Source organism: Bacillus sp. FSL R10-2201, from assembly GCF_038008665.1.
Lineage (GTDB): Bacteria > Bacillota > Bacilli > Bacillales > Bacillaceae_G > Bacillus_A > Bacillus_A mycoides.
Genome location: NZ_JBBOZP010000001.1, coordinates 4,812,318 through 4,834,692, shown reverse-complemented (window position 1 = coordinate 4,834,692; position 22,375 = coordinate 4,812,318). Strand labels below are relative to the sequence as shown.

Below are 22,375 nucleotides of genomic sequence, written 5' to 3'. Positions count from 1 at the left end.
ATGGTTTATAAGGTGCCCAATCTATTGATTAGTACGTGTGGGGGATGACTCTGGTGCGCATTAGATGAGACTGTATCTAATGTATGTTTAATTTTATTAACTCACACCATTCACAAGATTTTCACATAATTAATGACTATACTTATTAACAGGATGTTCAAATGAAAATGATTATCAATAGCAATTTAGATGCATAAAAGTTACTATCTAATTTAATCTATGGACGTTATCATTTTCAAACTAAATTACATTATAAGGAGTATACGTATGAAAAAAACTATGCTTTTAAAATTAGTAAGTATTCTAGCAATTTTCACTTTAATGTTAGTAGCTTGCTCAGATTCAAGTAAGGAAACTTCGAAAGCTAATAAAGGTGATAGTAGTGATAAGCCAAAAACGGTTGAAATCACTGATGCACATGGAACTGTTAAAGTCCCTGTAAATCCAAAAAATGTAGTTGCTTTAGATAATAGAACTTTTGAAACTTTAGCTGATTGGGGAATTAAATTAGCGGCTGCTCCAAAGGATGTAATGCCTGCAGATTCAGCATATGTAAAGGATAGTAAAGTTCAAAATATTGGAAATCACCGCGAACCAAATCTTGAAATTATTGCAGCGGCAAACCCTGAACTTGTAATCGTTGGTCAAAGATTTGCTGGCCATTACGAAGAAATCAAAAAATTAGTGCCAAATGCGGCTGTTATTGATCTTAATGTTGATGTTTCTGAGAAATCTACTACGCCTGGGAAAAATTTAGTAGATGGACTTAAAAGTTCTACAATTACTTTAGGAAAAATCTTTGATAAAGATAAAGAAGCTAAACAATTAGTAGCTGATTTTGATAAATCTATTGAAACTGCAAAATCTGCTTATAATGGAAAAGATAAAGTTATGAGTGTTATCGTTACTGGTGGGAATATTGGTTTTGCTGCTCCTCACTCTGGTCGTGTTTGGGGACCAATGTATGAAATTTTCGGTTGGGTTCCAGCACTAGAAGTTTCAAATTCTACTGCAGGTCATAAAGGTGATGACGTTTCTGTTGAAGCTATTGCACAAACAAATCCTGATTGGCTTTTCGTATTAGATCGTGATGCTGCAACATCTGATGCAGCTACTTCAGCTCCTGCTAAAGATGTTATTTCTAAATCACCTGCTCTTCAAAACACAACTGCTGTTTCTAAAAAACAGGTTGTTTATGCACCAGAAGATACTTACACAAATGAATCAATTCAGACTTACATAGAGTTATTTGGTAATATTGCAAAAACTTTAGCTAAGTAGTGTAAAGGAGTACGAAACAGTGTCAAAAAATATAATTTCTAGGGTTGAGAATACTTCTCAACCCCAGTTTTATAATCACAATAAATTATGGACAAAACCTTTTATAATAGCGATTATAGTTGTTATAATTTTAGGGATTATATCACTGTTTACTGGAGTTTATGATATACGCGGACAAGAGGACGGAATGGAGATGTTTTTCATAACTCGTGTTCCGAGAACAGTTGCATTAATGCTTACTGGTGCTGCAATGGCGATGGCAGGACTCGTAATGCAACTCATTACACAGAATCGTTTTGTTGAACCTACTACAACGGGGACTATTGAATGGTCAGGCTTAGGCCTGCTTTTTGTATATTTATTATTTCCTGCCCCGACTTTAGTTCAAAGAATGACTGGTGCAATCATTTTTTCTTTTATAGGAACTATGATTTTCTTTTTATTTTTAAGAAGAGTTAAACTTCGTTCGTCTTTAATTGTCCCGATTATTGGATTGATGCTTGGAGCAGTTATTTCTGCAGTGTCTACTTTTTTGGGACTCCTTTTTCAAATGACACAAAGTATTGAAACTTGGTTTGTAGGTTCATTTGCTAACGTTCAGGTTGGAAGATATGAATATTTATGGCTGATTGTTATCATTACTTTGCTTATTTTTATGTATGCTAATAGATTGACTTTAGCTGGACTAGGAGAAGATGTCGCAACAAGCCTTGGAGTTAATTACAATAGAATTGTTCTTTTTGGGACTGGCCTTATCTCTGTTGCAGTTGGAATTGTTGCAGCTGTTATTGGACACTTACCTTTCTTGGGATTAATTGTTCCAAATATTGTTTCAATGTTTAGAGGTGATGATCTTAGGAGTAATTTACCTTGGGTGTGCGTGATCGGAATGGGGACAATAACTGCCTGTGACATCATTTCTCGAACAATTATAAAGCCTTTTGAAGTACCTGTTTCTTTAATACTTGCAACAGTGGGAGCAGTCGTGTTTATTACTATTTTATTGAGGCAAAGAAAACCAAGGAGGCTACGATGATCACATTAGAATATAAAAATAAAGAAAATGTCGAAATCGATTCTAGCCTTCATAATGAAAATAGATCAGCTAGTGCTTTTCGTTCTAAGAAGGAAGCAAGACGTTATTGGATTTTGCTGATAACATTGATTGCTTTAGGTCTTCTTTCTTCATATGGACTTTTAGTTTATAACAATCCAGTTCCGATAGATTCACCTTCTTTTATCCCAGTTGTTAAGAGAAGGATAGTAGCTATTGTTGCAATGATTATTGCTGCAGTTTGCCATAGCTTGTCGACAGTTGCTTTCCAATCTATTACGAATAATAAGATTATTACTCCTTCGCTTTTAGGTTTCGAATCACTTTATTCAGCAATTCAAACGAGTACAATATTCTTCTTTGGTGCTAGTGCATTGATAAATTTTAATGGAATTGGATCATTTTTATTTCAAGTCGTTGTTATGGTCTTTATGAGTTTGATACTTTATGGATGGTTACTTTCCGGTAAATACGGGAATTTACAACTTATGCTTTTAGTTGGAATTATTATTGGTACCGGGCTAAATTCTGTGTCAACTTTCATGAGGAAACTACTTGCGCCTTCAGAATTTGATATTTTACAAGCGAGATTATTTGGTTCTGTTAATCATGCAGATCCTGCATATTTTCCTATTGTAATTCCTATGATCATAATTGTAGCAGTATTAATTTTTGCACATTCTAAGAATTTGAATGTTTTGTCACTAGGAAAGGATGTTGCTACTTCTTTTGGAGTTAAATATCAACCTAGTGTAATTTATACGCTTGTATTAGTTGCTATTTTGATGTCCATTTCAACAGCTCTAATTGGGCCACTTACTTTCTACGGCTTTTTAGTAGCAACTTTGAGTTATCAGGCGGCGTCAACGTATGATCATAGATATATTTTTCCAATGGCTTTTGCAATAGGATTTTTAATAATGACGAGTGCATACTTTTTAATGTATCATGTATTCCATGCTCAAGGTGTAGTTTCAGTTATTATCGAATTATTTGGTGGAATAACATTCTTAACTATAGTTTTAAGGAAGAGGGCTTTATGATAAAAATTGATAATGTTAAAAAGTTCTATACTGATAAGGTAAAAATAGGACCTTTGGATATTGAAATACCAAAAGCAGGCTTTACTTCTTTAATTGGACCAAATGGTGCTGGAAAGTCCACGACACTATTGATGATTGGCAGACTTTTAGATATGGATGAAGGTCAAATTCAGGTAGCGAATATGGATGTTTCTGAATCTAAATCAAAAGACTTAGCAAAAATTTTGACTATATTGCGACAAGAGAATCATTTTGTAACTAGGCTTACTGTTAGACAATTAGTTGGATTTGGGCGCTTTCCTTATTCAAAGGGAAGATTAACTAAAGAGGATGAAGCTATCATTTCTAAATATATCGATTTTCTAGATTTAACTAATTTAGAGAATAGATATTTAGATGAGCTTTCTGGTGGTCAAAGACAAAGGGCATATGTAGCGATGGTATTGTGCCAAGAGACTGAATATGTACTTTTGGACGAGCCTCTGAACAACCTTGATGTTGCTCGTTCTGTTCAAATGATGGAGCATTTGAGACGTGCAGCTAATGAATTTGGAAGAACAATTTTGACTGTTATGCATGACATAAATTTTGCAGCCAAATATTCGGATAAAATTTGTGCTATGAAGGATGGACAAATTGCTGCTTTTGGAACAGTAGAAGAGGTTATGGACCCGGAAATTTTAACAGATATTTTTGAAACGAAAATTGAAATTATCAATGGTCCTTATGGGCCAATCGCTGTTTATTAGTTACAAAATGTGAAAAATGAGTATGTCAAAAAAATACTGTAGCTTGTGTAAATCATGCCAGCTACTCTAGTTGAAGTTGCTGTCTGTATTTTATAGGCAGCAGCTTTTTTAATGCGGTTGCCCATGATAACTCTTAATATTTCTGGCTGCTCGTAACAGTCCTGCATGTATTTCATTACTTCCGGTCCTGCGATGCTTCCAACAATAAACTTGTAAATTACTCATGAAATGCAAAGGAACGCTTCGTATTTTCAAGTATTTACCAAACGAAAAATTTATCTCTGTATAACTTTTTATAAGAATTCAGTTTGTTTTTTTTGTATGTAATATTGCATATAAGAGTGTATTGATAAAAGTGTAAGGGGTCACTATAATGAGGGCATAAAGATAAATCACATTTTCGTAGCAATAAAAAAGGAGGAAATAATATGGAAATCGCAATGGCAGTTTTGAAATTTGTAGGTGGCGTAATCCCGTTAATTCAAGAACTTTTGAAAGCATTTATGTAGGTTTATTAGTTAGCTATCATTTATTAATCATTATCATATCTTACTAAAAAAAGAACGGGGTGATTTTTCTGAATATTAAGAAAAACACTAAAAGAAGAAAGTTCCTTGCGTGTTTATTAGTTAGTCTATGCACTATTAATTATTCATCTATTTCCTTCGCAGAAACACAAGTAGGTAATGCAACTGATGTAACCAAAAATGCTAGTGGCATTGATACTGGTATAGCAAATCTTAAATATAATAATCAAGAGGTTTTAGCTGTAAATGGTGATAAGGTAGAGAGTTTTGTTCCGAAAGAAAGTATCAATTCAAATGGTAAATTTGTAGTAGTGGAACGCGAGAAAAAATCACTTACAACTTCACCAGTCGATATTTCGATTATTGATTCTGTGGTGAATCGTACGTATCCAGGAGCGGTACAACTTGCAAATAAAGCTTTTGCAGACAATCAACCGAGTTTATTAGTGGCTAAGAGAAAGCCTTTGAATATTAGTATAGACTTACCTGGCATGAGAAAAGAAAATACAATTACTGTCCAAAATCCGACATATGGTAATGTGGCTGGAGCAGTAGATGATTTAGTATCTACTTGGAATGAAAAGTATTCTAAAACACATACGTTACCTGCAAGAATGCAGTATACAGAATCTATGGTTTATAGTAAATCACAAATCGCAAGTGCCCTTAACGTTAACGCTAAATATCTTGATAACAGTCTAAACATTGATTTTAATGCGGTTGCAAATGGAGAGAAAAAAGTGATGGTAGCGGCATATAAGCAAATATTTTATACCGTAAGTGCTGAACTACCTAACAATCCATCCGATCTTTTTGATAATAGTGTTACTTTTGGTGAGTTAACTCGTAAAGGTGTAAGTAATTCGGCTCCACCTGTTATGGTCTCAAATGTAGCTTATGGTAGAACTGTTTATGTAAAATTAGAAACAACATCTAAGAGCAAAGATGTACAAGCTGCTTTTAAAGCCTTACTTAAGAATAACAGCGTCGAAACGAATGGACAGTACAAAGATATTTTTGAAGAAAGTACCTTTACTGCTGTAGTATTAGGCGGAGATGCGAAAGAGCATAACAAGGTTGTTACTAAAGATTTCAATGAAATCCGAAATATCATTAAAGATAATGCTGAATTAAGTCTTAAAAATCCAGCATACCCAATTTCATATACAAGTACTTTTTTAAAAGATAATGCAACTGCTGCTGTTCATAACAATACAGATTATATCGAGACGACAACTACAGAATATTCAAGTGCTAAAATGACACTGGATCATTACGGTGCTTACGTTGCGCAATTTGATGTATCTTGGGATGAATTCACATTTGATCAAAATGGTAAAGAAGTACTAACACATAAAACATGGGATGGTAGCGGCAAAGACAAAACGGCTCATTACTCTACAGTTATCCCTCTTCCACCAAATTCAAAAAATATAAAAATCGTAGCAAGAGAATGTACTGGTCTTGCATGGGAATGGTGGAGAACAATTATTAATGAACAAAATGTTCCATTAACAAATGAAATAAAAGTTTCAATTGGAGGAACAACATTATACCCAACTGCTAGTATTAGTCATTAGGTATAAAAAGGCGCCCTGTAAGCAGGGCGCTTTTTTACTTAGTCACAAATTTTACTCTTTCCAAAACTGTTCCAATAGAATGACAAGCATGGTACCCACAAGTAATCCATTACTTAAAACATATTGTAAGGAAGAAGGAATTCCGCTAAATGCACTTTCTGGAAGAAACATTATTCCCAAACTGATTAATAATGAAATTCCTAATATTGTTAATCGGCGTTGATTTAATTCTTCACGTAAAATGGATTGAAATGAAATGCCTATTACTTGGACAAATGTTGCTAAAAGTGCGGCATTAGCAATAGGACCTGGTAGTAAGGATATAAAGTTTACAATTGAAGGAATAAAAGAAATTCCTGCTAATATAAGACTTGCTATAAGGAACGACTTCACTTTTCTTTGTCCTGTTAGTTGAATAAATCCTGCTGATGCAGGTAATGGTACAATTCCAATTGTAGAAAACAACGACGAGATAATATGCGATATACCTCCGGCCCACACGCCGCGGTTCAGTATTTGCTTTTCATTTTCTTTAGATAACGGAGCCACTTGTTTTACAGCCGAAATAGCAGCGATTGTATTTGCAACTAAAAGAAATGTAAATAAAGTTGCAGTTAGAGCCATTCCAATATCGAACCTAGGCATGCCCCAAGCGAATATCTCTGGTAACTTAACTAACGGTGTGTGTGAAGGCAGATGAGATGATTTTCCTAATACAGCATACAAAAGCCAACCACATGAAATTCCAAGTAACACAGCGTAACTTTTCATCCATCCTTTCCCTTTAATTGATAAGAAAGTAATAAGCGCAAAAACAAAGAGCGCAATAGTAGCCGTTGTATAATCAGGATGAGTTACAGCTCCTTGTAATCCCATCATTCCTTTTAGTAACACACCACTAAGCTGAAGAGATAATATTAAAAGAAAAGTTCCTGTAACTAAAGGGGTAAATAAACGCAAGGTTCGATGTACAAGCCCTGTTATACCAAGCGTGAAGAGTAATATACCTGCAATAATTAATCCGCCTTCTAAAAGTTGTAATACATCCTTTGCACTTTGTCCCTGATGCATAGCGACTTGTCCCAATATGACAAATATACTTACCCATGAACCGGCTGGCCCATCCGCTATGGGATATCGATGCCCAAACCATGCTTGTATAAATGAACTTACTCCTACAACTAAAAAAGTTCGTTGCATTAATGTTGAGATATCTTCTATTGATAAATGGAATATGCCACCAATAATGATAGGCAATGCAATTGCATTTGCTAATAAAAACACAAACCACTGTAGAATACTAAAGCTCGTATCGACGTATTTTTTATTCATATTATTCTCCCTTGTATAAAAAGAATCTCATAGTAAAAATCCATCCTTTCTACACAGCTAGATTAAAAAGGATGGATTTTGTAAATCTATAAAATTACTTTAATTATATAGATAGATTTTTAATTAATTACCATGTACGGAACGGTAAGAATTTCCCGTTAAGTGTAATCACGATACGAGGGTCGCCACCTTTTGGATCTTCTTGTGTGTCCACACCTAGATTGAAGTTAATTGCACTCATTACACCTTCGCCAGCTTTTTCTAGAATTAATTCTCTAAGAGTTGGTGCGTATTGTAACATCATTTCATATAATCGATATAAGATTGGGTCAGTAGGAGGCATTTGCATTACTTGACCTCTAAGTGGAACTACTGTTAATGCTTGAACTACTTCTTCATCTAATTCTAATAGTTTACCGATTTTTTCTGCTTCTGGACGTGTCATTGTAGCTTGTCCTAATAACGCTGTTACAACCCAAGTCTCAGAGTTTTCACTTACTTTTGAAATTTCTTCCCATGTTAAACCTTTTGCAATTTTTGCTTCCATAATTTTTTGCGTAGCTTCTTGTCTATTCATATCTAATAACTTCCCTTCATTTAAGTAATAATTAATTTTTCATACCATTTAATGCTTTATATCCATCAACTATTAAATCTAATTTACCTGTGTGAGGATCAATAACTAAACCATGTACAGGAACATCTTTTGGAATAAGTGGATGATTTCTTACTAAATCAACATTAGCTTGAGTTGAACCGTTGACATCATCGAATCCAAATAACCATTTTTCAAGGTCAACACCAGCATATTCAATCGCTGATAAAATTTCTGGTGAAGCTACTCCACGATCTAATATTTTTTGAAGTGTTCCTTTTGGATTAGTTTGGCTCGCACCACATCTTTGGTGTCCGATAAGGAAGATTTCATCTGCATTTAGATCATATACTGATGCGACAACACTTTGCATAACACTATCGAAAGCAGAAGCAATTTTACCACCTGCATTTCTGATAACTTTTGCATCACCATCGTGTATATCTAAAGCTTTTGGAAGTAGCTCAATTAAACGAGCGTCCATGCAAGAAACAACAACCATACGTTTTTTAGGCAGTTTTGTCGCTTCACGAGGAGCGTATTCTTTATTTTCTACAAATTGTTCATTGAACGATAAAATCTCTTGTAATAACATATTTGTAACCTCCTTTAAATCTAGATGTATTTTTTTGTTGCGTCCTCTGTGTTATAAGTAAATATAACTGATAAACAATGTGATGTAAGAGGATAAACTAAGTATAGTGAATTGTATCGACAAGCAGAATAAGTTGGCGAAACACTTTCTGGCTTTCTACTTTCACGATGAAAGGATTGGTTTATATCATTGATCAAACAGATTTTGAGATACTGAAATTATTAGGAGAAAACTCAAGAATACAATGGAAAGAACTTGGTCAAAAAATACATATGACAGGGCAGGCTGTAGGAAATCGAATTCGAAGATTAGAGGATTTAGGGATTATTGAACAATATACAATCGCAATAAACCGAATCAAATTAGGACAAGTAGTGACTGCATTTGTTACTTTATTCGTAACAACAGCTAATCATCAAGAGTTTATGAATTTCTTTCAAAAAGAAGAAGGGATTTCTGAAGTAGACCGTATAAGTGGTGAGGGATGTTATTTATTAAAAACACATTTTGCTTCTAATGAAGAATTGGATAACTTTCTGGGGCGACTATTAAAGTATGGGAATTATCGTGTTAACTTATCAATAGGAAAGTTAAAATAAGATTTCTTTTTTTGAGGTTATAGTAACATTATTTGCTAAACCTTATTTGTATAGAGATAATAAAATTTTTATCTTAAATAGTCGGAGCCTTACTACAATTTATGTGTAGTAAGGCTTTTTAAAGCTGTTAAAAAAATGAGAGATATTATATTCAATAATCGTGCTGAATTGTTGAGGGGGATATAAGACAATTTTTTTCAAGGGAATCATAAATGATTTTTCTTTAAAAAAATCCTGCAGCTCAGTACAGGATTTGTAATCAAACGTTTTTAAAAGCTAAATTGTGGTTTTATATCACCTTTATAAGGCTCATGTTCAACGAATATAGTTATGTCTTTACCCGCTTGGTCTTTACCAGTTCTTTTATACGTAAATTTCTTATTATTCAGTTCAGTAAGTTCAAGAGCCGCACCATATTTATTATTTCCAATTGAAACATGAGCTCTTATTTTATTTTCATGTACAACATCGAAGTAGCCATAATCACCGCGGCTTTGACCTGTTTCGCTATTGAAGAACTCGTATTTATTAGACTTGTCATCAAATTTTGCTAGACTTATAAAATTCGAATTAAACTGCGTTACATCATTACCGGCTTCATCTAATACCTTTGTTCCATGCCAAAGGGTTCCGCCTAAAATTTTATCTCCATCCACGTTTTTAACGATATCACCTGTAGTAGAGTTTAGCTGCTTATCCGGATCCGTGAAAGAAAGCTCTTTTTCTTTATATGGAACATGTTCAACGAAAACTTCTACATCTTTACCGTTAGCATCTTTCCCCATTCTTTTATAGGTAAATACATTTTTATTTAGCTTTGTCATGTCAACAACAGCTTGATACTTCATTGATTCTGAAATTAATATTCTTTTCTTCCCATCATTTGTGACAAAGAAAGTTCCTTTATCGCCACGGCTTGCACCAGTCTTAGCATCAAAAAATTCATATCTTCCTGACTTCGCATCATATTTTGCAAGACCAATGAAGTTTGCATTTTCTTTCGTTAAGTCATTTTTATCTTTGTCATACACTCTTGTACCTTGCCAATTTGTCTCGCTAAGAATATTAGCCATTTTTTTCCCTTTAGTTAACTTATTTTCCTTTTTAGTATCTTTCGCAGCTTGTTCTTGTTTTTGTTTACTATGATTTTCTTCAGCTTTCGTGCCAGCGCAACCTGTTAATGCTAATGTGAATCCTAGCAGTATGGATGATAGTACTTTTGTTTTTTTATTCATTTTTATCGTCTCCTTATTGTATGATTTTAGTTAGTACGGTTTGCGATTATAGTAGCAGTTCGTCCTTTTAAATTTTTGTTATATGAAAAGATTCAGGTGGGAGCAACGAACTTAGTTACTACGTTTATCATGTTAATCCCCGAGTATAAACTCCCTCTAAATAAATCATTAAAAAAAGATAAACTAATTCCTAAAAAATTTTCATATTTATAAAAAATAATCGCTGGCTTACTGGATGGCCCTTTCGAACGCTTATCAATTTTTTTCTGATACCTACGAGTAATCGAAAAATACATAGTAAAGGAAGAAGGAAAGCTGTTAACAGTAATGTAATTCTTAATAGAGTTAATCGAGTGTATTGTAAAAGTTTTTAAGATGAATTGTAGGGGAAATGATGATCTTATAGAAGGTGATTCCTATAGGAAGGGGATGTCCATGTTTGATTCAACAGATTTTAAAATTATAAAGTTACTACAAGAAAACGCTAGAATGAACTGGAAGGAAATTGGAGAGATAGTACATTTGACTGGCCAGGCTGTTGGGAAACGAATTAATAAATTAGAAGAGGCGGGTGTCATTCAAAAATATACGATAGATATCGACAGGGCTAAGTTAGAAGGGTCTATTATGACGTTTGTTACACTATTTCTGCATGCACCACATTATCATAATCAAATTCAAACTTTTTTTGAAAAAACGGACTTAATTACTGAAATGTATCGTATAAGTGGCGATGGGTGTTATATCATGATTCTTCACACATCTTCGCACCAGCAATTAGAAGAGACTCTTGCAGATGTTTTACATTATGGTGATTATCGTATAAATACTGTCATTAAGACAATCGAAAAAAAGAAAGAATAAGAGATTTATTCTTTCTTTTTTTATATGGAACTGTAATTCTTTATTTGCTCTTGTTTATAAAACAGTTTGCCGACATGATTTTCGCATAAATATCACCAAACTCTAACGAACTCATGAACGATTGATGAGCGTGTACTGCGGGGATCAGATTTCCTTGAAATTCTAAATCTCTTGTTGTACAAGCATCTTCAATTACAACACATTGAAATCCTAAATCACTGGCAGCACGTACTGTTGCATCAATACATACATGAGTCATCATACCGCAAATGACTAGTTGATCTATTTTTTCTTTCTTTAATGTTTCAAATAAATTGGTTCTTAAAAAACTGTTAGGGTGATGTTTTTGTATGACTCTTTCGTTAGCAATTGGCTGTACATCATCATGAATTTGAACACCTACTGTTTCAGGTAAGAAGAAAGTAGCTCCTTCATTGTTCGCAATATGTTGTACGTGAATAACTGTTTTATGTTTTTCACGAAATACTTTCAAGACTTCTTTCGCTTTTTGTGCGGCTTTTTCAGGTTGATGTAATTCCATATTGCCGCCTTCAAAGTAATCATTTTGTATGTCGACTAATAGTAACGCTTCGTTCATCATTAATCCCCCCACAATTATTTATACAGCAAGTTATTTGTACTGTACCGTTATTATATAAATTGCAACTATGTGGAAGTAATAACGTCATGAAAAGATTTTGACGTATATGGTTTCATTGTGAAAAAGCTAAAGGATGCAAAGAAAAGATGGGGACAATTTGTTTGTGGTTTTTTGATTTAGAAACAGAAAGTGGATGGGGAAGTAGATATTAACTTAATGATGCATCTAAGCAAACGTACTATTAGATGAATCATTAAGTAACAAAGGAGCTGGGTATTTTCATGCGTTGTTATCTGTGTTTAGTGATAGCTTTTGTTGCTCTTTTAATTTTTCAGGAGTCACGTCATTTCCTAAAGGATCTAATATTTTTAATCCTGTAACAGTGGTGTTGATTTGACCGCGAATAATTTGAAGATACTTCTCGCGTAATTCTGTGCGCTCATTTAATTCTGTTTTTGTTAAACCTTCTTCTTTTTGCTTTTTAGCTAATTCATTAATTCGATTTAAAACTTCAAGCATTGTTTTCTCCGCCTTTCTTTTTTGTATTATTCGATTAGATTGTAGTTTTGCATTATGATTATGGTTGCTACCATCATAGTTTCGTTAATAGTGTTTATCGTACTTTCATTCCAAAAGTACGATAAACACGGTGATTAAAACTCGCCATTCCAAGACGTTACTTCATCTACAGTTAATCGAACTGATGGGAATCCTGGCTCTTTTGCTTTGCCTAATGCAATCATTAAGACGTCAGTTATTAAATGCTTTGCGGAATTCTTCAACGTTATAGCCAAGCATTGGGACTGTATCGTATCCTCTCGCTTTTGCAGCAAGCATAAATATCCGAATGGTGAAGTAATCGTGAAAGAGGACGATCATATATGATTTAACATTTCTGTAAGTATAATTTTGCTATAATGAATAAGTACTTACACGAAGGGGAGCTAAAAGAGAAAATGAAGTCATTTAATATCGATCATTATATAGCTAGCGTTTTACAGTGGATATTAAATATAGCATTAATCATATTATCCATTGTTTTATCGATTTTTTTAATTAACGAAACAATTACTTTTATTCAATACATATTTTCAGCGAAGAAGTATACATCTTATAAATTAGTTGAGAGTATCATCGTCTATTTCCTATACTTCGAGTTCATCGCATTAATTATTAAGTATTTTAAGTCGAATTATCATTTTCCGTTACGTTATTTTATTTATATCGGAATTACGGCGTTAATTCGTTTAATTATTGTGTCTCATGAGGAACCAATGGAGACGTTATTATATGCGGGATCCATTCTTGTTTTAGTTATTGCTTTATACATATCGAATATGAGAGATTTGAGAAAAGAGTAGTGCAGACATAAGTTTGCACTACTTTTTGTACCTTGACCTTCAAGTTACTTGAAGGTTTACAATGTAATTAGGGCGTTTGAAATCGAAAAAAATTGAGAAATTAAGTGAAGAGGTTATTTTACTTGGAGGTTATAGAAATGAGTCAGGAATTGAAATTACGTCCTTTAGAACGGGAAGACTTAAAGTTTGTACACGAACTTAATAATAACGCGCATATTATGTCGTATTGGTTTGAAGAGCCTTATGAAGCATTTGTGGAGCTGCAGGATTTATACGATAAACATATACATGATCAAAGTGAGCGCCGATTTATCGTTGAGAAAGATAATGAGATGGTGGGATTAGTCGAATTAGTAGAAATCGATTATATTCACCGTAGAACTGAATTCCAAATTATTATTGATCCGAGTTACCAAGGTTACGGTTATGCAGCTGATGCAACGCGTTTAGCGATGGATTACGCTTTTTCCGTATTAAATATGCATAAAATATATTTAGTTGTCGATAAAGAGAATGAAAAAGCTGTACACGTTTATAAAAAGGTCGGATTTATAGTAGAAGGTGAGTTGCAAGATGAGTTTTTCGTTGATGGCAACTACCATAATGCGATAAGAATGTGTATGTTCCAAAAAGAATATTTTAGAGTGAAGAGGCTATAGACAATGATTGTCTATAGTCTTTTTATTATTCAAGTCAACAATTATTTATCGTAAAACGATAAATAATTGTTGACTTGAAATTCGTCGGGACTTATTATGAGGTTAGCAAAAGTAATTGTGAAATTAAAGGAGAATATATTATGAAAAATAAATTTTTATTAGCTATCGTACTAATATCGTTAGGAGTTACCTGTTTATTAATGCACGGTACAACTAGTAAAGTGGCGGATAATGGGCTTCTTGTAGAACCTTTCTTTTTCCTAGTACCAGTAAGCTACCTATTGTTCTTTAGTGGTATTGGTGTGTTGCTAGTTGGATTTATCACTTCAAAGTTGAAAAAACAGCAATAGATAAATGCTGTTAGTTTAGGAGTGGATTTTTGTGAAACAAAACGAATTGTCATTATGGTTAAAGTTAATTATCATTCTTTGCGGATGTTTTGGTTTATTGTTCTGCATATATATTGGGCCAGAAACGGGAAGAGCGGTATTGTTAGTTTCAGAAAATTTGAAGGGACTATATAAGCCTTTAGTACTGTTCATTTGGATCACAGGAATTCCATTTTTTAGCGCTTTATTTTTGCACTGGAAGACAAGTAGGAGCAGCGATTACAGTGGCCGGGGCACAGATGACAATTCAGGCAGTGCATCAGGCCATTCAAATGCAACAACAAGCACAAGTAGCACAAATGATGCAGAGCCAGTATATGTCGTATGCACAGCTTCCTGTGCAAAGTATACATTATGATGTGTATCCAGCTGGTTTATCCCGCATTAACGGGCAGTAAAACTCCCACCTCAAAATTCGGCAGGAGCAAAGAAGTTAGGTGGGAGATCAACTGCCCGTAAACGCCCGATTGGTGAAGGCTAATAATCAGTGGGTAAGAACAAAACCCCCACTGATTAAAGTTTCACTTTATTTTCCATTCCATATGGCGGGACATACTTCTTATGAAAGAAAGCGACTCAATAGAGTCGCTTTTTTATATTCCACCGAGCTTCATTCCAAGGAATGCAAATAGGATACCAATTATGTAAGTAGTACTTAAATATAAAAGGAATGTGTAAATTTTTTTGCGATTGAGAAGCTGAATGGACTCTAATTTAAGTGTCGAAAATGTGGTGAATGCGCCCATAAATCCAGTTCCTAATAATAATTGCCATCCTGTAGAGACTCCGTTGCCAATTATATACCCGAGTAAAAATGCTCCTGTTATATTAATAAGGAATGTAGCAATTGGAAAGGGTGTTTTATTTCTTTTTTTAAACCAATTGCTAATTGCAAATCGTGTAATCGCACCGAAAAACCCTCCAGTTGCCACTAATAAAGCTTCCATCATAAGTGATCACCTTCCGTAAGTGATTTCTTAATTAAGAAATCACCTAGTGTATAGCCAAGTCCAGACATAATGAGACCGCCAAGTATGCTACATGATACATATAAGAAAGCCGTGCTCCATTCAGAATGATTGATTAATTGCACAGTTTCTACACTAAATGTTGAAAACGTCGTAAAGGAACCGATGAATCCAGTCCCGATGCCTGTGATAACCTCTGAAGGTAAGATGTTTAGCCGGGCGATATACGTAGTTAGCCATGCTAATAAGAAGCAGCCGGCTAAGTTAATGAGTAATGTAGCTAATGGAAAAGAATGATGCCAAAATGTATGAATAGTAAGACCTAAATAATAACGAGAAAGGGCTCCTAATATACCGGCTATACCGACGATAATATAAATCAAATTCCTCACCTCTTTAAATAGCTTGCTCAAAAAAATAGACTCCTACCAGTAGTTATACTGGTAGGAGTCATTAGCTAAGCAGCGGTTATGGCGAACTCCATCGCCTATGATTATTACATATAGTGTACTAAACATTGCGTTTAATTTCCAGTGGAGAAGTTGGTGCATTTTGTATTTATATAATAGTTTAAGATAAGGAATCCTTACTTATAAACTAAATATAGTGATATAAGGTTTTCAGTGTGATAAAATATTTCGTATGTCTGTCATTTTTTTTATTTAACTGAAAATAAAGAAAAGTAAAATCGTATGTTTTAGAAAAGGAGTCGTTTGTTTGAAAAAGTTATTAAAAATAGTACTTATATGTATTTTAGTAGGTGTGGGAGTTGTAGGTGGTTTTTTAGCTTATATGACACTTACAAAAGAACAGCCGGCTGATGTTATAAGCTTGAAGGTGGAAAACAATAAGGAGCGCGTAATTGCGCATGAAAATGAATTTAAAGTTACAACATTTAATATTGGATATGCTGGACTAGATAAGGATCAAGACTTCTTTATGGATGGGGGAAAAGGGTCTGGTTCAAGTAGTAAAGAACAAACGGAAACTAACTTAAAGAATATGCTTTCGTTTTTACAAAATGAGAATAGTGATTTTGCGCTATTACAAGAAGTAGATATAAAATCAATGCGATCATTTGATGTAAATGGGCATGAATTTTTGAAAAAAGGACTGCCTGATTATACTTCTTCGTTCGGAAAGAACTATGATACAAAATGGGTTCCTGTACCAATCACAAGTCCAATGGGATATGCTGAAGCTGGATTAAGTACATTTTCTAAATATACGGTTCAAACAGCGAAGAGATTTCAGCTTCCTGGAATGGAGCCGTGGCCAAAGCGTTTATTTGATTTAGACCGAGCGATTGTTGAACATAAAATTCCTGTTAATAATGGGAAATTTGTTAGACTCGTAAATTTACATTTGTCTGCTTATGATGAAGGCGGAAAAATTAGAAAGCAGCAAGTGGAGTATTTAAAAGAATATATGAACAAGCATTATAAAAATGGTGATTATGTAATAATGGGCGGAGACTGGAATCAATTAATTTCTAACGCTCAGTTAAGTGATCCAAAGTTCGTGAAAGAGCGTCCTGAGTGGTTAGTAGAGTTACCAAAGGACTTTACTGATGGTGGCTTTAAGTGGGCTGTAGATCCGTCTGTTATGACTGTGAGAGATGATGTGAAGAAATATGTGGAAGGTGAAAATTTCGTCACGATTATTGATGGCTTTATCGTTTCACCGAATGTTGAAATTGTAAATGTACAAGGGAAAGATTTGAAGTTTGAAAATAGCGATCATAACCCAGTGAGTGCGGTATTCAAGCTGAAGTAATCGATACGTATGAGTAGAAGGTGGGGCTTCATATATGGAGTGGTTAAAGAGAACTTGTTTTTCTAACCTTGAGAAAGAATCACAGAAAAATCATTTATTGCTATTTATCACGATGTGTAGTTTCTTCCTTGGGATAATCGCGATTGGGTATTACGGATATATTTTTACAGAGAGAGCAATAGCATTTTGGATGTGTGGTATTTCTATCGTAGTATTTGGAACGCTGCTTACTTTTATAGAAAGTATGGAAGCAATGTATAAATACATCATGACATGTATGCTACTTATTATGTCTTTCATTATGGTACAAGCATTTAATGAAAGCCCAGCTGTATTTCAAATGGTCTATTTTACATTAGCGGTTTCACTTATTTATTTGAGTGAACGTCTTATTTTAATTCTTGGCGGGGTAGCAGTTGTTGTTACATTTATACTTTGTAGTTATTGGCCAAATCAATTTTTTGCGTATACAGCGTCATCTGAAGCTGCAAATTTCGCAAGCTTGTTAGCGATTGTAACGATTGCAATGTGGGGTGTAACGAAGATTGGTTCTAATCTGTTGGCTCGTTTAAGTGATGAGAAGCAAGCGGTGATGAAGAAAGCTCAGGAGTTAGAAGAAACGCAAAGGCTTATTGAGAGAACAGTTGTGAAACTAGATAGTAATTTCAATCATTTAAGACAAAATATGAATACATCGATGGAGTCAATGAGTGAAATTAACTTTGCTTTTGAAGAAGTAGCAGTGGGAACCCAATCGCAATCAGAGATGATGTCTCGTTCAGTAGAAGTATTGAATGATATGGAGGGAAATATTGAACAAATCATCTCTCAAGTAAGAAATGCTTCGATTCGTGTTGATGAAAGCTTAGAAATTTCAAAGGGTAGTGTAAGTACTTTAAGAAATTTTGAAGCTAACATGAGAAGTTTAAATGATGTTGTTTCACAATCAGGAACTATATTTAGAGAATTGATGACACAATCGAAACAAATTAATGAAATTGTAGATGTAATCACGAATATTTCAAGTCAGACGAGTTTGTTAGCTTTAAATGCAAATATTGAGGCTGCAAGGGCAGGCGAGCATGGAAAAGGTTTTGCTATTGTAGCGAATGAAGTATTAAAGCTTGCTGAAGAATCGAATCGTTCTGCGGGGAGAATTCAAGGGATTTTGAAGGAGTTTAGTAATCAAGCAAGTAAAGTAGAAGTGCAGGTAGAGAAGTCAGAAAGAGTACAAGAAGAATGTAACGAAATGTTAGCAAGTGTTTTGACGAATGTAACGGATTTAGGGAAGTTTATTGATGCGATTAATGATGTAATGAGGGAGATTGTTGGTCATCAAGAAAGTTTCCAAGCTAAAACGACGAATATCGTAAAGGACGTTACACATGCTTCTAACGTAATTCAACAAACTTCTGCAGCTACGGAAGAAGTGTTAGCGAGTGTTGAAGAAGAAAAGCATCGAAATGATACATCGGTGAAGACGTTACATACTGTTAGCGAGCAAGTGAAGTTGCTAGAAGATATTTTAGAAAAGTAATATCTCTTAAAAAGGGTACACCATGTGTGCTCTTTTTTCATTTAAATGAATACTTGATAGTAATTTAATTGCTTTTCTGCGCGTTTTCTGCCAAGCTTAAGGAGATAAACTGAGACTTTAATTAGTGGGGCTATACGCTACTGATTATTAGTTGAATCCCGCAAATAGCGGAATAAAATACTTCAAAGAAAGAATTATATAGGTGACGCATATGATCGAAGTTAAGACTTCTGAACTTAGTGATGGAGAATTTAATAGAGGGGTATTTGCAACTCGTGATATTAAAAAGGGTGAGTTGATTCACTCAGCACCAGTTATCTCTTATCCGAATGAACAGCATGAACACATTGAGAAAACGTTACTTGCTGACTACGCATTTGAGTATGGGGTAAATCATACGGCATTCCTGTTAGGATACGGCATGTTATTTAATCATGCATATAATCCGAATGCAACGTATGATATTGTCTTCGAGAATCATACGTTTAACTTCTTTGCTTACAAAGATATAAAAGCGGGAGAAGAGATTCTAATCAATTATAATGGTGAAGTTGATGACGATGAGCTATTATGGTTTGATAAGGAAAAAGAAGAGAACGAAAAATAAGTTAAAAAGTATAGAAAGGGCACATTCTGTGGGATGTGCTCTTTTTTATTGATGAAAATAAAGTAAAGATTACAAAAAAATACCACTTTTCTTTCGTATGGTATAGTAAGATATTGAAGGGTATTACTTTGAAAAACCTATATATTTTACAAATTGTTGTCTATATGGTTACATGTCAAGTTTAGTAGCCCATTTGGGTTGCTTTATTATGCGATATATATTTTAATATGAGTGGAACCTCTTATAATTTAAGAGGTTTATAGGTGTGCTTTATGTGCACTGTATTCACCACGTTAGCTGTTGTTTTGTAATGCATTTTTATGTGGGGATATTATGGACCCGTATATAGCGGGATAAAAAGATTATAGAAATAGAGGAATCGTAAAATGAATATGCACGAGGTTTATAAATATTTAAGTACAGTATTGCCTGAAGGTCATGTGAAGCAAGATGAAATGTTAAAGAATCATACGCATATTAAAGTGGGCGGGAAAGCGGATGTGTTCGTTTCTCCTACGAATTATGATGAAATTCAAGAAGTTATAAAGTATGCGAATCAATACAATATTCCAGTTACGTTTTTAGGAAACGGCTCTAATGTTATTATTAAAGACGGTGGTCTGCGCGGGATTACAGTAAGTTTAATTCATATTACAAATGTTACTGTAACAGGGACAGCGATTGTTGCGGGGTGTGGTGCAGCAATTATTGATGTGTCACGAATTGCATTAGATCACTGTTTAACAGGACTTGAGTTTGCTTGTGGTATACCAGGTTCAGTTGGCGGAGCGTTATATATGAATGCTGGTGCATATGGCGGTGAGGTTGCATATGTGCTAACAGAAGCTGTCGTAATGACAGGTGATGGAGAGCTACGTACTTTAACGAAAGATGCATTTGAATTTGGATATCGTAAGAGTGTATTTGCGAACAATCATTACATTATTCTTGAAGCGAGGTTTGAACTTGAAGAAGGTGTGCGTGAAGAGATTAAGGAAAAGATGGATGATTTAACGTATAAGCGTGAATCAAAACAACCTTTAGAGTATCCTTCATGTGGCAGTGTATTTAAGCGTCCACCAAATAATTTTGCGGGTAAGCTTATTCAAGAATCAGGACTGCAAGGTAAGCGAATTGGCGGAGTTGAAGTTTCTTTAAAACACGCTGGATTTATGGTGAATGTTGATAACGGAACTGCACAAGATTATATCGATTTAATTCATTTCGTACAAACAACTGTTGAAGAAAAATTCGGTGTGAAATTAGAGAGAGAAGTAAGGATTATTGGAGAAAATCTACAGTAATCTTTGAATAAAAAACGTATAAAAGTATGAATTATTTCGAAATAACATTTGGTTATTGTTGACAATTTGATTTGGATTCAATATAATGGCTAATAATTTAACAAATAAAATATACGTTGAAAGAGCCCAGTAGCAGTTTGTCACTGTTATCAAAGAGAGCTAGGGATTGCTGGAACCTAGCACAAACAAACTTGTGAATTACACTCTGGAGTATCTTAGGTAACGCTAAGCGGACTAGCAATCGATATTATTGCTAAGAGTGGTATGAATAGCTATGCTATTTATGCAAACTGGGTGGTAACACGGTGAATAATCGTCCCTATGTCTATTGTAGACATAGGGGCTTTTTTGTTTTCAAAAAAATAAAGGGGATGACAAAAGATGAATATTATTGATGAATTAGAATGGCGCGGTGCTGTGAATCAGCAGACAGATGAAGAAGGTTTACGTAAGTTAGTAGAAGAGAAAAAGATTTCACTATACTGCGGAGTTGATCCGACTGGTGATAGTATGCATATCGGACATTTGATTCCGTTTATGATGATGAAGAGATTCCAATTAGCTGGTCATCATCCGGTTATTTTAATTGGCGGGGCAACAGGAACAATTGGTGATCCAAGTGGACGTCAATCAGAGCGTCAACTGCAAACTTTAGAAGTGGTGCAGCATAATGTAGATGCGTTAACAGCGCAAATGAAAAAGCTATTTGACTTTGGCGGGAATAGCGAAGTGAAGATGGTAAATAACTATGACTGGACACATAAAATAAACATTATCGAGTTTTTACGTGATTACGGAAAAAACTTTAGCATAAATAGCATGTTAGCGAAAGATATTGTCGCAAGTCGTTTAGATACAGGGATTTCTTTCACAGAATTCACGTACCAAATCTTGCAAGCGATGGATTTTCATCATTTATACACAAAAGAAGATGTTCAATTGCAAATTGGTGGTAGTGATCAATGGGGAAATATTACGAGTGGTTTAGATTTAATTCGTAAGTTAGAAGGTCATGAAGCGAAAGTATTCGGATTAACGATTCCATTATTATTAAAATCAGATGGTACGAAGTTTGGTAAATCAGCAGGTGGTGCTATTTGGCTTGATCCGGAAAAAACAACACCGTTTGAATTTTACCAGTTCTGGGTGAATACAGATGACCGTGATGTAATTAAATACTTGAAATACTTTACGTTCTTAACGAAAGAGCGAATTGATGAATTAGCAGCGAAGGTAGAAACAGAGCCTCATAAACGTGAAGCACAAAAAGTATTAGCGGAAGAAATGACGAAATTCGTTCATGGAGAAGAAGCATTTTTACAGGCAGTGAAAATTACAGCAGCGTTATTTAGCGGAGATATTAAGTCGTTAACAGCTGATGAAATTGAACAAGGCTTTAAAGAGATGCCGACATTCCAATCTTCAAAAGAGACGAAAAATATCGTAGAGTGGCTAGTTGATTTAGGAATTGAACCTTCTAGACGTCAAGCGCGTGAAGATATTAATAATGGGGCTATATCTATGAATGGTGAAAAAGTAACGGATGTGGGTACAGATGTTACTGTAGAAAATTCATTTGATGGACGATTCATCATTATTCGTAAAGGGAAGAAGAACTACAGCTTAGTGGAATTAGGAGAATAGTTCTTGTGAAAGAGCGGAAGTAGGGAAGATATCTACTTCCGCTCTTTTCATATACACAATTTCGACATAAAAAAG

At 34.5% G+C, this 22,375-nt stretch carries 24 protein-coding genes, 1 pseudogene, 1 riboswitch and 1 other annotated feature; of the genes and pseudogenes, 16 read left to right on the top strand and 9 right to left on the bottom strand.

Going from position 1 to position 22,375, the window contains the following annotated elements:
- Nucleotides 1–267 precede the first annotated feature (267 nt).
- The 5 genes from NSQ69_RS25215 to alo all read left to right on the top strand — a co-directional run bounded on the left by NSQ69_RS25215 (nucleotide 268) and on the right by alo (nucleotide 6,234).
- Nucleotides 268–1,281, top strand: a complete 1,014-nt coding sequence (locus NSQ69_RS25215) for a siderophore ABC transporter substrate-binding protein (RefSeq protein ID WP_002129874.1) — start codon at nucleotides 268–270, stop codon at nucleotides 1,279–1,281.
- Nucleotides 1,282–1,300: 19 nt separating this feature from the next.
- The gene (locus NSQ69_RS25210) at nucleotides 1,301–2,317 is read left to right on the top strand and encodes an ABC transporter permease (protein WP_002129872.1); all 1,017 of its coding nucleotides are present in this window, start codon (nucleotides 1,301–1,303) and stop codon (nucleotides 2,315–2,317) included.
- Nucleotides 2,314–3,378, top strand: coding sequence for an iron chelate uptake ABC transporter family permease subunit (locus NSQ69_RS25205; RefSeq protein WP_002129871.1), 1,065 nt, complete (start codon nucleotides 2,314–2,316; stop codon nucleotides 3,376–3,378). Before NSQ69_RS25210 ends, NSQ69_RS25205 begins: the two co-directional genes overlap by 4 nt.
- Nucleotides 3,375–4,127, top strand: coding sequence for an iron ABC transporter ATP-binding protein (locus tag NSQ69_RS25200; protein WP_002191135.1), 753 nt, complete (start codon nucleotides 3,375–3,377; stop codon nucleotides 4,125–4,127). The genes NSQ69_RS25205 and NSQ69_RS25200 overlap by 4 nt, the downstream gene beginning before the upstream one ends.
- 568 nt (nucleotides 4,128–4,695) lie before the next feature.
- Entirely contained in the window at nucleotides 4,696–6,234 is a 1,539-nt protein-coding gene (gene alo, locus NSQ69_RS25195; RefSeq protein ID WP_002167407.1) for an anthrolysin O/cereolysin O family cholesterol-dependent cytolysin Alo, read from the top strand.
- Nucleotides 6,235–6,285: 51 nt separating this feature from the next.
- Here alo and NSQ69_RS25190 read toward each other — a convergent pair whose 3' ends face one another.
- The 3 genes from NSQ69_RS25190 to NSQ69_RS25180 all read right to left on the bottom strand — a co-directional run bounded on the left by NSQ69_RS25190 (nucleotide 6,286) and on the right by NSQ69_RS25180 (nucleotide 8,756).
- Nucleotides 6,286–7,566 (bottom strand): purine/pyrimidine permease, encoded by a 1,281-nt coding sequence (locus NSQ69_RS25190; protein ID WP_078177986.1) that lies wholly within the window; start codon nucleotides 7,564–7,566, stop codon nucleotides 6,286–6,288.
- Between the two features lie 127 nt (nucleotides 7,567–7,693).
- Nucleotides 7,694–8,143 (bottom strand): cyanase, encoded by a 450-nt coding sequence (gene cynS / locus NSQ69_RS25185; protein ID WP_001081567.1) that lies wholly within the window; start codon nucleotides 8,141–8,143, stop codon nucleotides 7,694–7,696.
- Nucleotides 8,144–8,174: 31 nt separating this feature from the next.
- On the bottom strand, nucleotides 8,175–8,756 hold the full coding sequence (locus tag NSQ69_RS25180; RefSeq protein ID WP_002129867.1) for a beta-class carbonic anhydrase: 582 nt from the start codon (nucleotides 8,754–8,756) through the stop codon (nucleotides 8,175–8,177).
- A gap of 167 nt (nucleotides 8,757–8,923) precedes the next feature.
- Between NSQ69_RS25180 and NSQ69_RS25175 the strand changes: the two genes are divergently transcribed.
- A complete protein-coding gene (locus NSQ69_RS25175) occupies nucleotides 8,924–9,355 on the top strand; it encodes an Lrp/AsnC family transcriptional regulator (RefSeq protein WP_002016035.1) in 432 nt (143 codons plus the stop codon).
- A gap of 269 nt (nucleotides 9,356–9,624) precedes the next feature.
- On the opposite strand, the gene NSQ69_RS25170 is transcribed toward NSQ69_RS25175, so the two are convergent.
- The gene (locus NSQ69_RS25170; protein WP_050001471.1) at nucleotides 9,625–10,590 is read right to left on the bottom strand and encodes a DUF4822 domain-containing protein; all 966 of its coding nucleotides are present in this window, start codon (nucleotides 10,588–10,590) and stop codon (nucleotides 9,625–9,627) included.
- A 429-nt stretch (nucleotides 10,591–11,019) separates the two neighbouring features.
- On the opposite strand from NSQ69_RS25170, the gene NSQ69_RS25165 reads away from it, so the two are divergent.
- Nucleotides 11,020–11,454 carry an Lrp/AsnC family transcriptional regulator gene (locus tag NSQ69_RS25165; RefSeq protein ID WP_002099310.1) on the top strand — a complete coding sequence of 145 codons (435 nt, stop codon included), beginning with the start codon at nucleotides 11,020–11,022 and terminating at the stop codon, nucleotides 11,452–11,454.
- Nucleotides 11,455–11,494: 40 nt separating this feature from the next.
- Here the strand turns inward: NSQ69_RS25165 and NSQ69_RS25160 are convergent, their stop codons facing one another.
- The 3 genes and pseudogenes from NSQ69_RS25160 to NSQ69_RS25150 form a co-directional block, all read right to left on the bottom strand.
- Nucleotides 11,495–12,052: a cysteine hydrolase family protein gene (locus tag NSQ69_RS25160; protein ID WP_033707919.1), complete on the bottom strand. Its 558-nt coding sequence runs from the start codon at nucleotides 12,050–12,052 to the stop codon at nucleotides 11,495–11,497.
- Nucleotides 12,053–12,334: 282 nt separating this feature from the next.
- Complete coding sequence (locus tag NSQ69_RS25155) at nucleotides 12,335–12,574, bottom strand: DUF896 domain-containing protein (protein WP_002129863.1); 240 nt, start codon at nucleotides 12,572–12,574, stop codon at nucleotides 12,335–12,337.
- Between the two features lie 134 nt (nucleotides 12,575–12,708).
- Nucleotides 12,709–12,895: pseudogene (locus NSQ69_RS25150) on the bottom strand (nitroreductase family protein); the annotation flags it as partial.
- Nucleotides 12,896–13,011: 116 nt separating this feature from the next.
- On the opposite strand from NSQ69_RS25150, the gene psiE reads away from it, so the two are divergent.
- From psiE to NSQ69_RS25130, 4 genes are all read left to right on the top strand, one after another.
- Entirely contained in the window at nucleotides 13,012–13,416 is a 405-nt protein-coding gene (gene psiE / locus NSQ69_RS25145; RefSeq protein WP_002129862.1) for a phosphate-starvation-inducible protein PsiE, read from the top strand.
- Between the two features lie 137 nt (nucleotides 13,417–13,553).
- Nucleotides 13,554–14,075, top strand: a complete 522-nt coding sequence (gene speG, locus NSQ69_RS25140) for a spermidine N1-acetyltransferase (RefSeq protein WP_002112781.1) — start codon at nucleotides 13,554–13,556, stop codon at nucleotides 14,073–14,075.
- Between the two features lie 140 nt (nucleotides 14,076–14,215).
- On the top strand, nucleotides 14,216–14,425 hold the full coding sequence (locus tag NSQ69_RS25135; protein ID WP_002129860.1) for a DUF3955 domain-containing protein: 210 nt from the start codon (nucleotides 14,216–14,218) through the stop codon (nucleotides 14,423–14,425).
- 257 nt (nucleotides 14,426–14,682) lie between these two features.
- Nucleotides 14,683–14,862, top strand: a complete 180-nt coding sequence (locus NSQ69_RS25130; RefSeq protein ID WP_087946181.1) for a DUF3947 family protein — start codon at nucleotides 14,683–14,685, stop codon at nucleotides 14,860–14,862.
- A 195-nt stretch (nucleotides 14,863–15,057) separates the two neighbouring features.
- On the opposite strand, the gene crcB (NSQ69_RS25125) is transcribed toward NSQ69_RS25130, so the two are convergent.
- Both crcB (NSQ69_RS25125) and crcB (NSQ69_RS25120) read right to left on the bottom strand, forming a co-directional pair.
- Nucleotides 15,058–15,414: a fluoride efflux transporter CrcB gene (crcB, locus tag NSQ69_RS25125; protein WP_002167412.1), complete on the bottom strand. Its 357-nt coding sequence runs from the start codon at nucleotides 15,412–15,414 to the stop codon at nucleotides 15,058–15,060.
- Nucleotides 15,411–15,815, bottom strand: a complete 405-nt coding sequence (gene crcB / locus NSQ69_RS25120; protein WP_002143706.1) for a fluoride efflux transporter CrcB — start codon at nucleotides 15,813–15,815, stop codon at nucleotides 15,411–15,413. Before crcB (NSQ69_RS25120) ends, crcB (NSQ69_RS25125) begins: the two co-directional genes overlap by 4 nt.
- A 54-nt stretch (nucleotides 15,816–15,869) precedes the next feature.
- A riboswitch (Fluoride riboswitch) is annotated at nucleotides 15,870–15,929 on the bottom strand.
- A 220-nt stretch (nucleotides 15,930–16,149) separates the two neighbouring features.
- Here crcB (NSQ69_RS25120) and NSQ69_RS25115 point away from each other — a divergent pair.
- The 5 genes from NSQ69_RS25115 (at nucleotide 16,150) to tyrS (ending at nucleotide 22,300) form a co-directional block, all read left to right on the top strand.
- Complete coding sequence (locus NSQ69_RS25115; protein WP_002167413.1) at nucleotides 16,150–17,208, top strand: endonuclease/exonuclease/phosphatase family protein; 1,059 nt, start codon at nucleotides 16,150–16,152, stop codon at nucleotides 17,206–17,208.
- A 34-nt stretch (nucleotides 17,209–17,242) separates the two neighbouring features.
- Nucleotides 17,243–18,745: a DUF4077 domain-containing protein gene (locus tag NSQ69_RS25110; protein WP_002143703.1), complete on the top strand. Its 1,503-nt coding sequence runs from the start codon at nucleotides 17,243–17,245 to the stop codon at nucleotides 18,743–18,745.
- A 211-nt stretch (nucleotides 18,746–18,956) separates the two neighbouring features.
- Nucleotides 18,957–19,352, top strand: a complete 396-nt coding sequence (locus NSQ69_RS25105; protein ID WP_000573650.1) for an SET domain-containing protein — start codon at nucleotides 18,957–18,959, stop codon at nucleotides 19,350–19,352.
- Between the two features lie 386 nt (nucleotides 19,353–19,738).
- Nucleotides 19,739–20,656, top strand: coding sequence for a UDP-N-acetylmuramate dehydrogenase (murB, locus tag NSQ69_RS25100; protein ID WP_061673699.1), 918 nt, complete (start codon nucleotides 19,739–19,741; stop codon nucleotides 20,654–20,656).
- 107 nt (nucleotides 20,657–20,763) lie between these two features.
- Nucleotides 20,764–20,980: a binding site (T-box leader), on the top strand.
- A 57-nt stretch (nucleotides 20,981–21,037) separates the two neighbouring features.
- A complete protein-coding gene (tyrS, locus tag NSQ69_RS25095; RefSeq protein ID WP_002129849.1) occupies nucleotides 21,038–22,300 on the top strand; it encodes a tyrosine--tRNA ligase in 1,263 nt (420 codons plus the stop codon).
- Nucleotides 22,301–22,375 lie beyond the last annotated feature (75 nt).

Coding starts and splice junctions, on each gene's coding strand:
- NSQ69_RS25160 (WP_033707919.1), bottom strand. CDS start 12,052: ATGAACGAAGCGTTACTATTAGTCGACATACAAAATGATTACTTTGAA.
- murB (WP_061673699.1), top strand. CDS start 19,739: ATGAATATGCACGAGGTTTATAAATATTTAAGTACAGTATTGCCTGAA.
- NSQ69_RS25190 (WP_078177986.1), bottom strand. CDS start 7,566: ATGAATAAAAAATACGTCGATACGAGCTTTAGTATTCTACAGTGGTTT.
- NSQ69_RS25215 (WP_002129874.1), top strand. CDS start 268: ATGAAAAAAACTATGCTTTTAAAATTAGTAAGTATTCTAGCAATTTTC.
- NSQ69_RS25170 (WP_050001471.1), bottom strand. CDS start 10,590: ATGAATAAAAAAACAAAAGTACTATCATCCATACTGCTAGGATTCACA.
- NSQ69_RS25175 (WP_002016035.1), top strand. CDS start 8,924: ATGAAAGGATTGGTTTATATCATTGATCAAACAGATTTTGAGATACTG.
- NSQ69_RS25180 (WP_002129867.1), bottom strand. CDS start 8,756: ATGTTATTACAAGAGATTTTATCGTTCAATGAACAATTTGTAGAAAAT.
- NSQ69_RS25155 (WP_002129863.1), bottom strand. CDS start 12,574: ATGCTTGAAGTTTTAAATCGAATTAATGAATTAGCTAAAAAGCAAAAA.
- NSQ69_RS25205 (WP_002129871.1), top strand. CDS start 2,314: ATGATCACATTAGAATATAAAAATAAAGAAAATGTCGAAATCGATTCT.
- NSQ69_RS25200 (WP_002191135.1), top strand. CDS start 3,375: ATGATAAAAATTGATAATGTTAAAAAGTTCTATACTGATAAGGTAAAA.
- NSQ69_RS25110 (WP_002143703.1), top strand. CDS start 17,243: ATGGAGTGGTTAAAGAGAACTTGTTTTTCTAACCTTGAGAAAGAATCA.
- tyrS (WP_002129849.1), top strand. CDS start 21,038: ATGAATATTATTGATGAATTAGAATGGCGCGGTGCTGTGAATCAGCAG.
- NSQ69_RS25165 (WP_002099310.1), top strand. CDS start 11,020: ATGTCCATGTTTGATTCAACAGATTTTAAAATTATAAAGTTACTACAA.
- psiE (WP_002129862.1), top strand. CDS start 13,012: ATGAAGTCATTTAATATCGATCATTATATAGCTAGCGTTTTACAGTGG.
- NSQ69_RS25135 (WP_002129860.1), top strand. CDS start 14,216: ATGAAAAATAAATTTTTATTAGCTATCGTACTAATATCGTTAGGAGTT.
- crcB (WP_002167412.1), bottom strand. CDS start 15,414: ATGATGGAAGCTTTATTAGTGGCAACTGGAGGGTTTTTCGGTGCGATT.
- cynS (WP_001081567.1), bottom strand. CDS start 8,143: ATGAATAGACAAGAAGCTACGCAAAAAATTATGGAAGCAAAAATTGCA.
- speG (WP_002112781.1), top strand. CDS start 13,554: ATGAGTCAGGAATTGAAATTACGTCCTTTAGAACGGGAAGACTTAAAG.
- NSQ69_RS25105 (WP_000573650.1), top strand. CDS start 18,957: ATGATCGAAGTTAAGACTTCTGAACTTAGTGATGGAGAATTTAATAGA.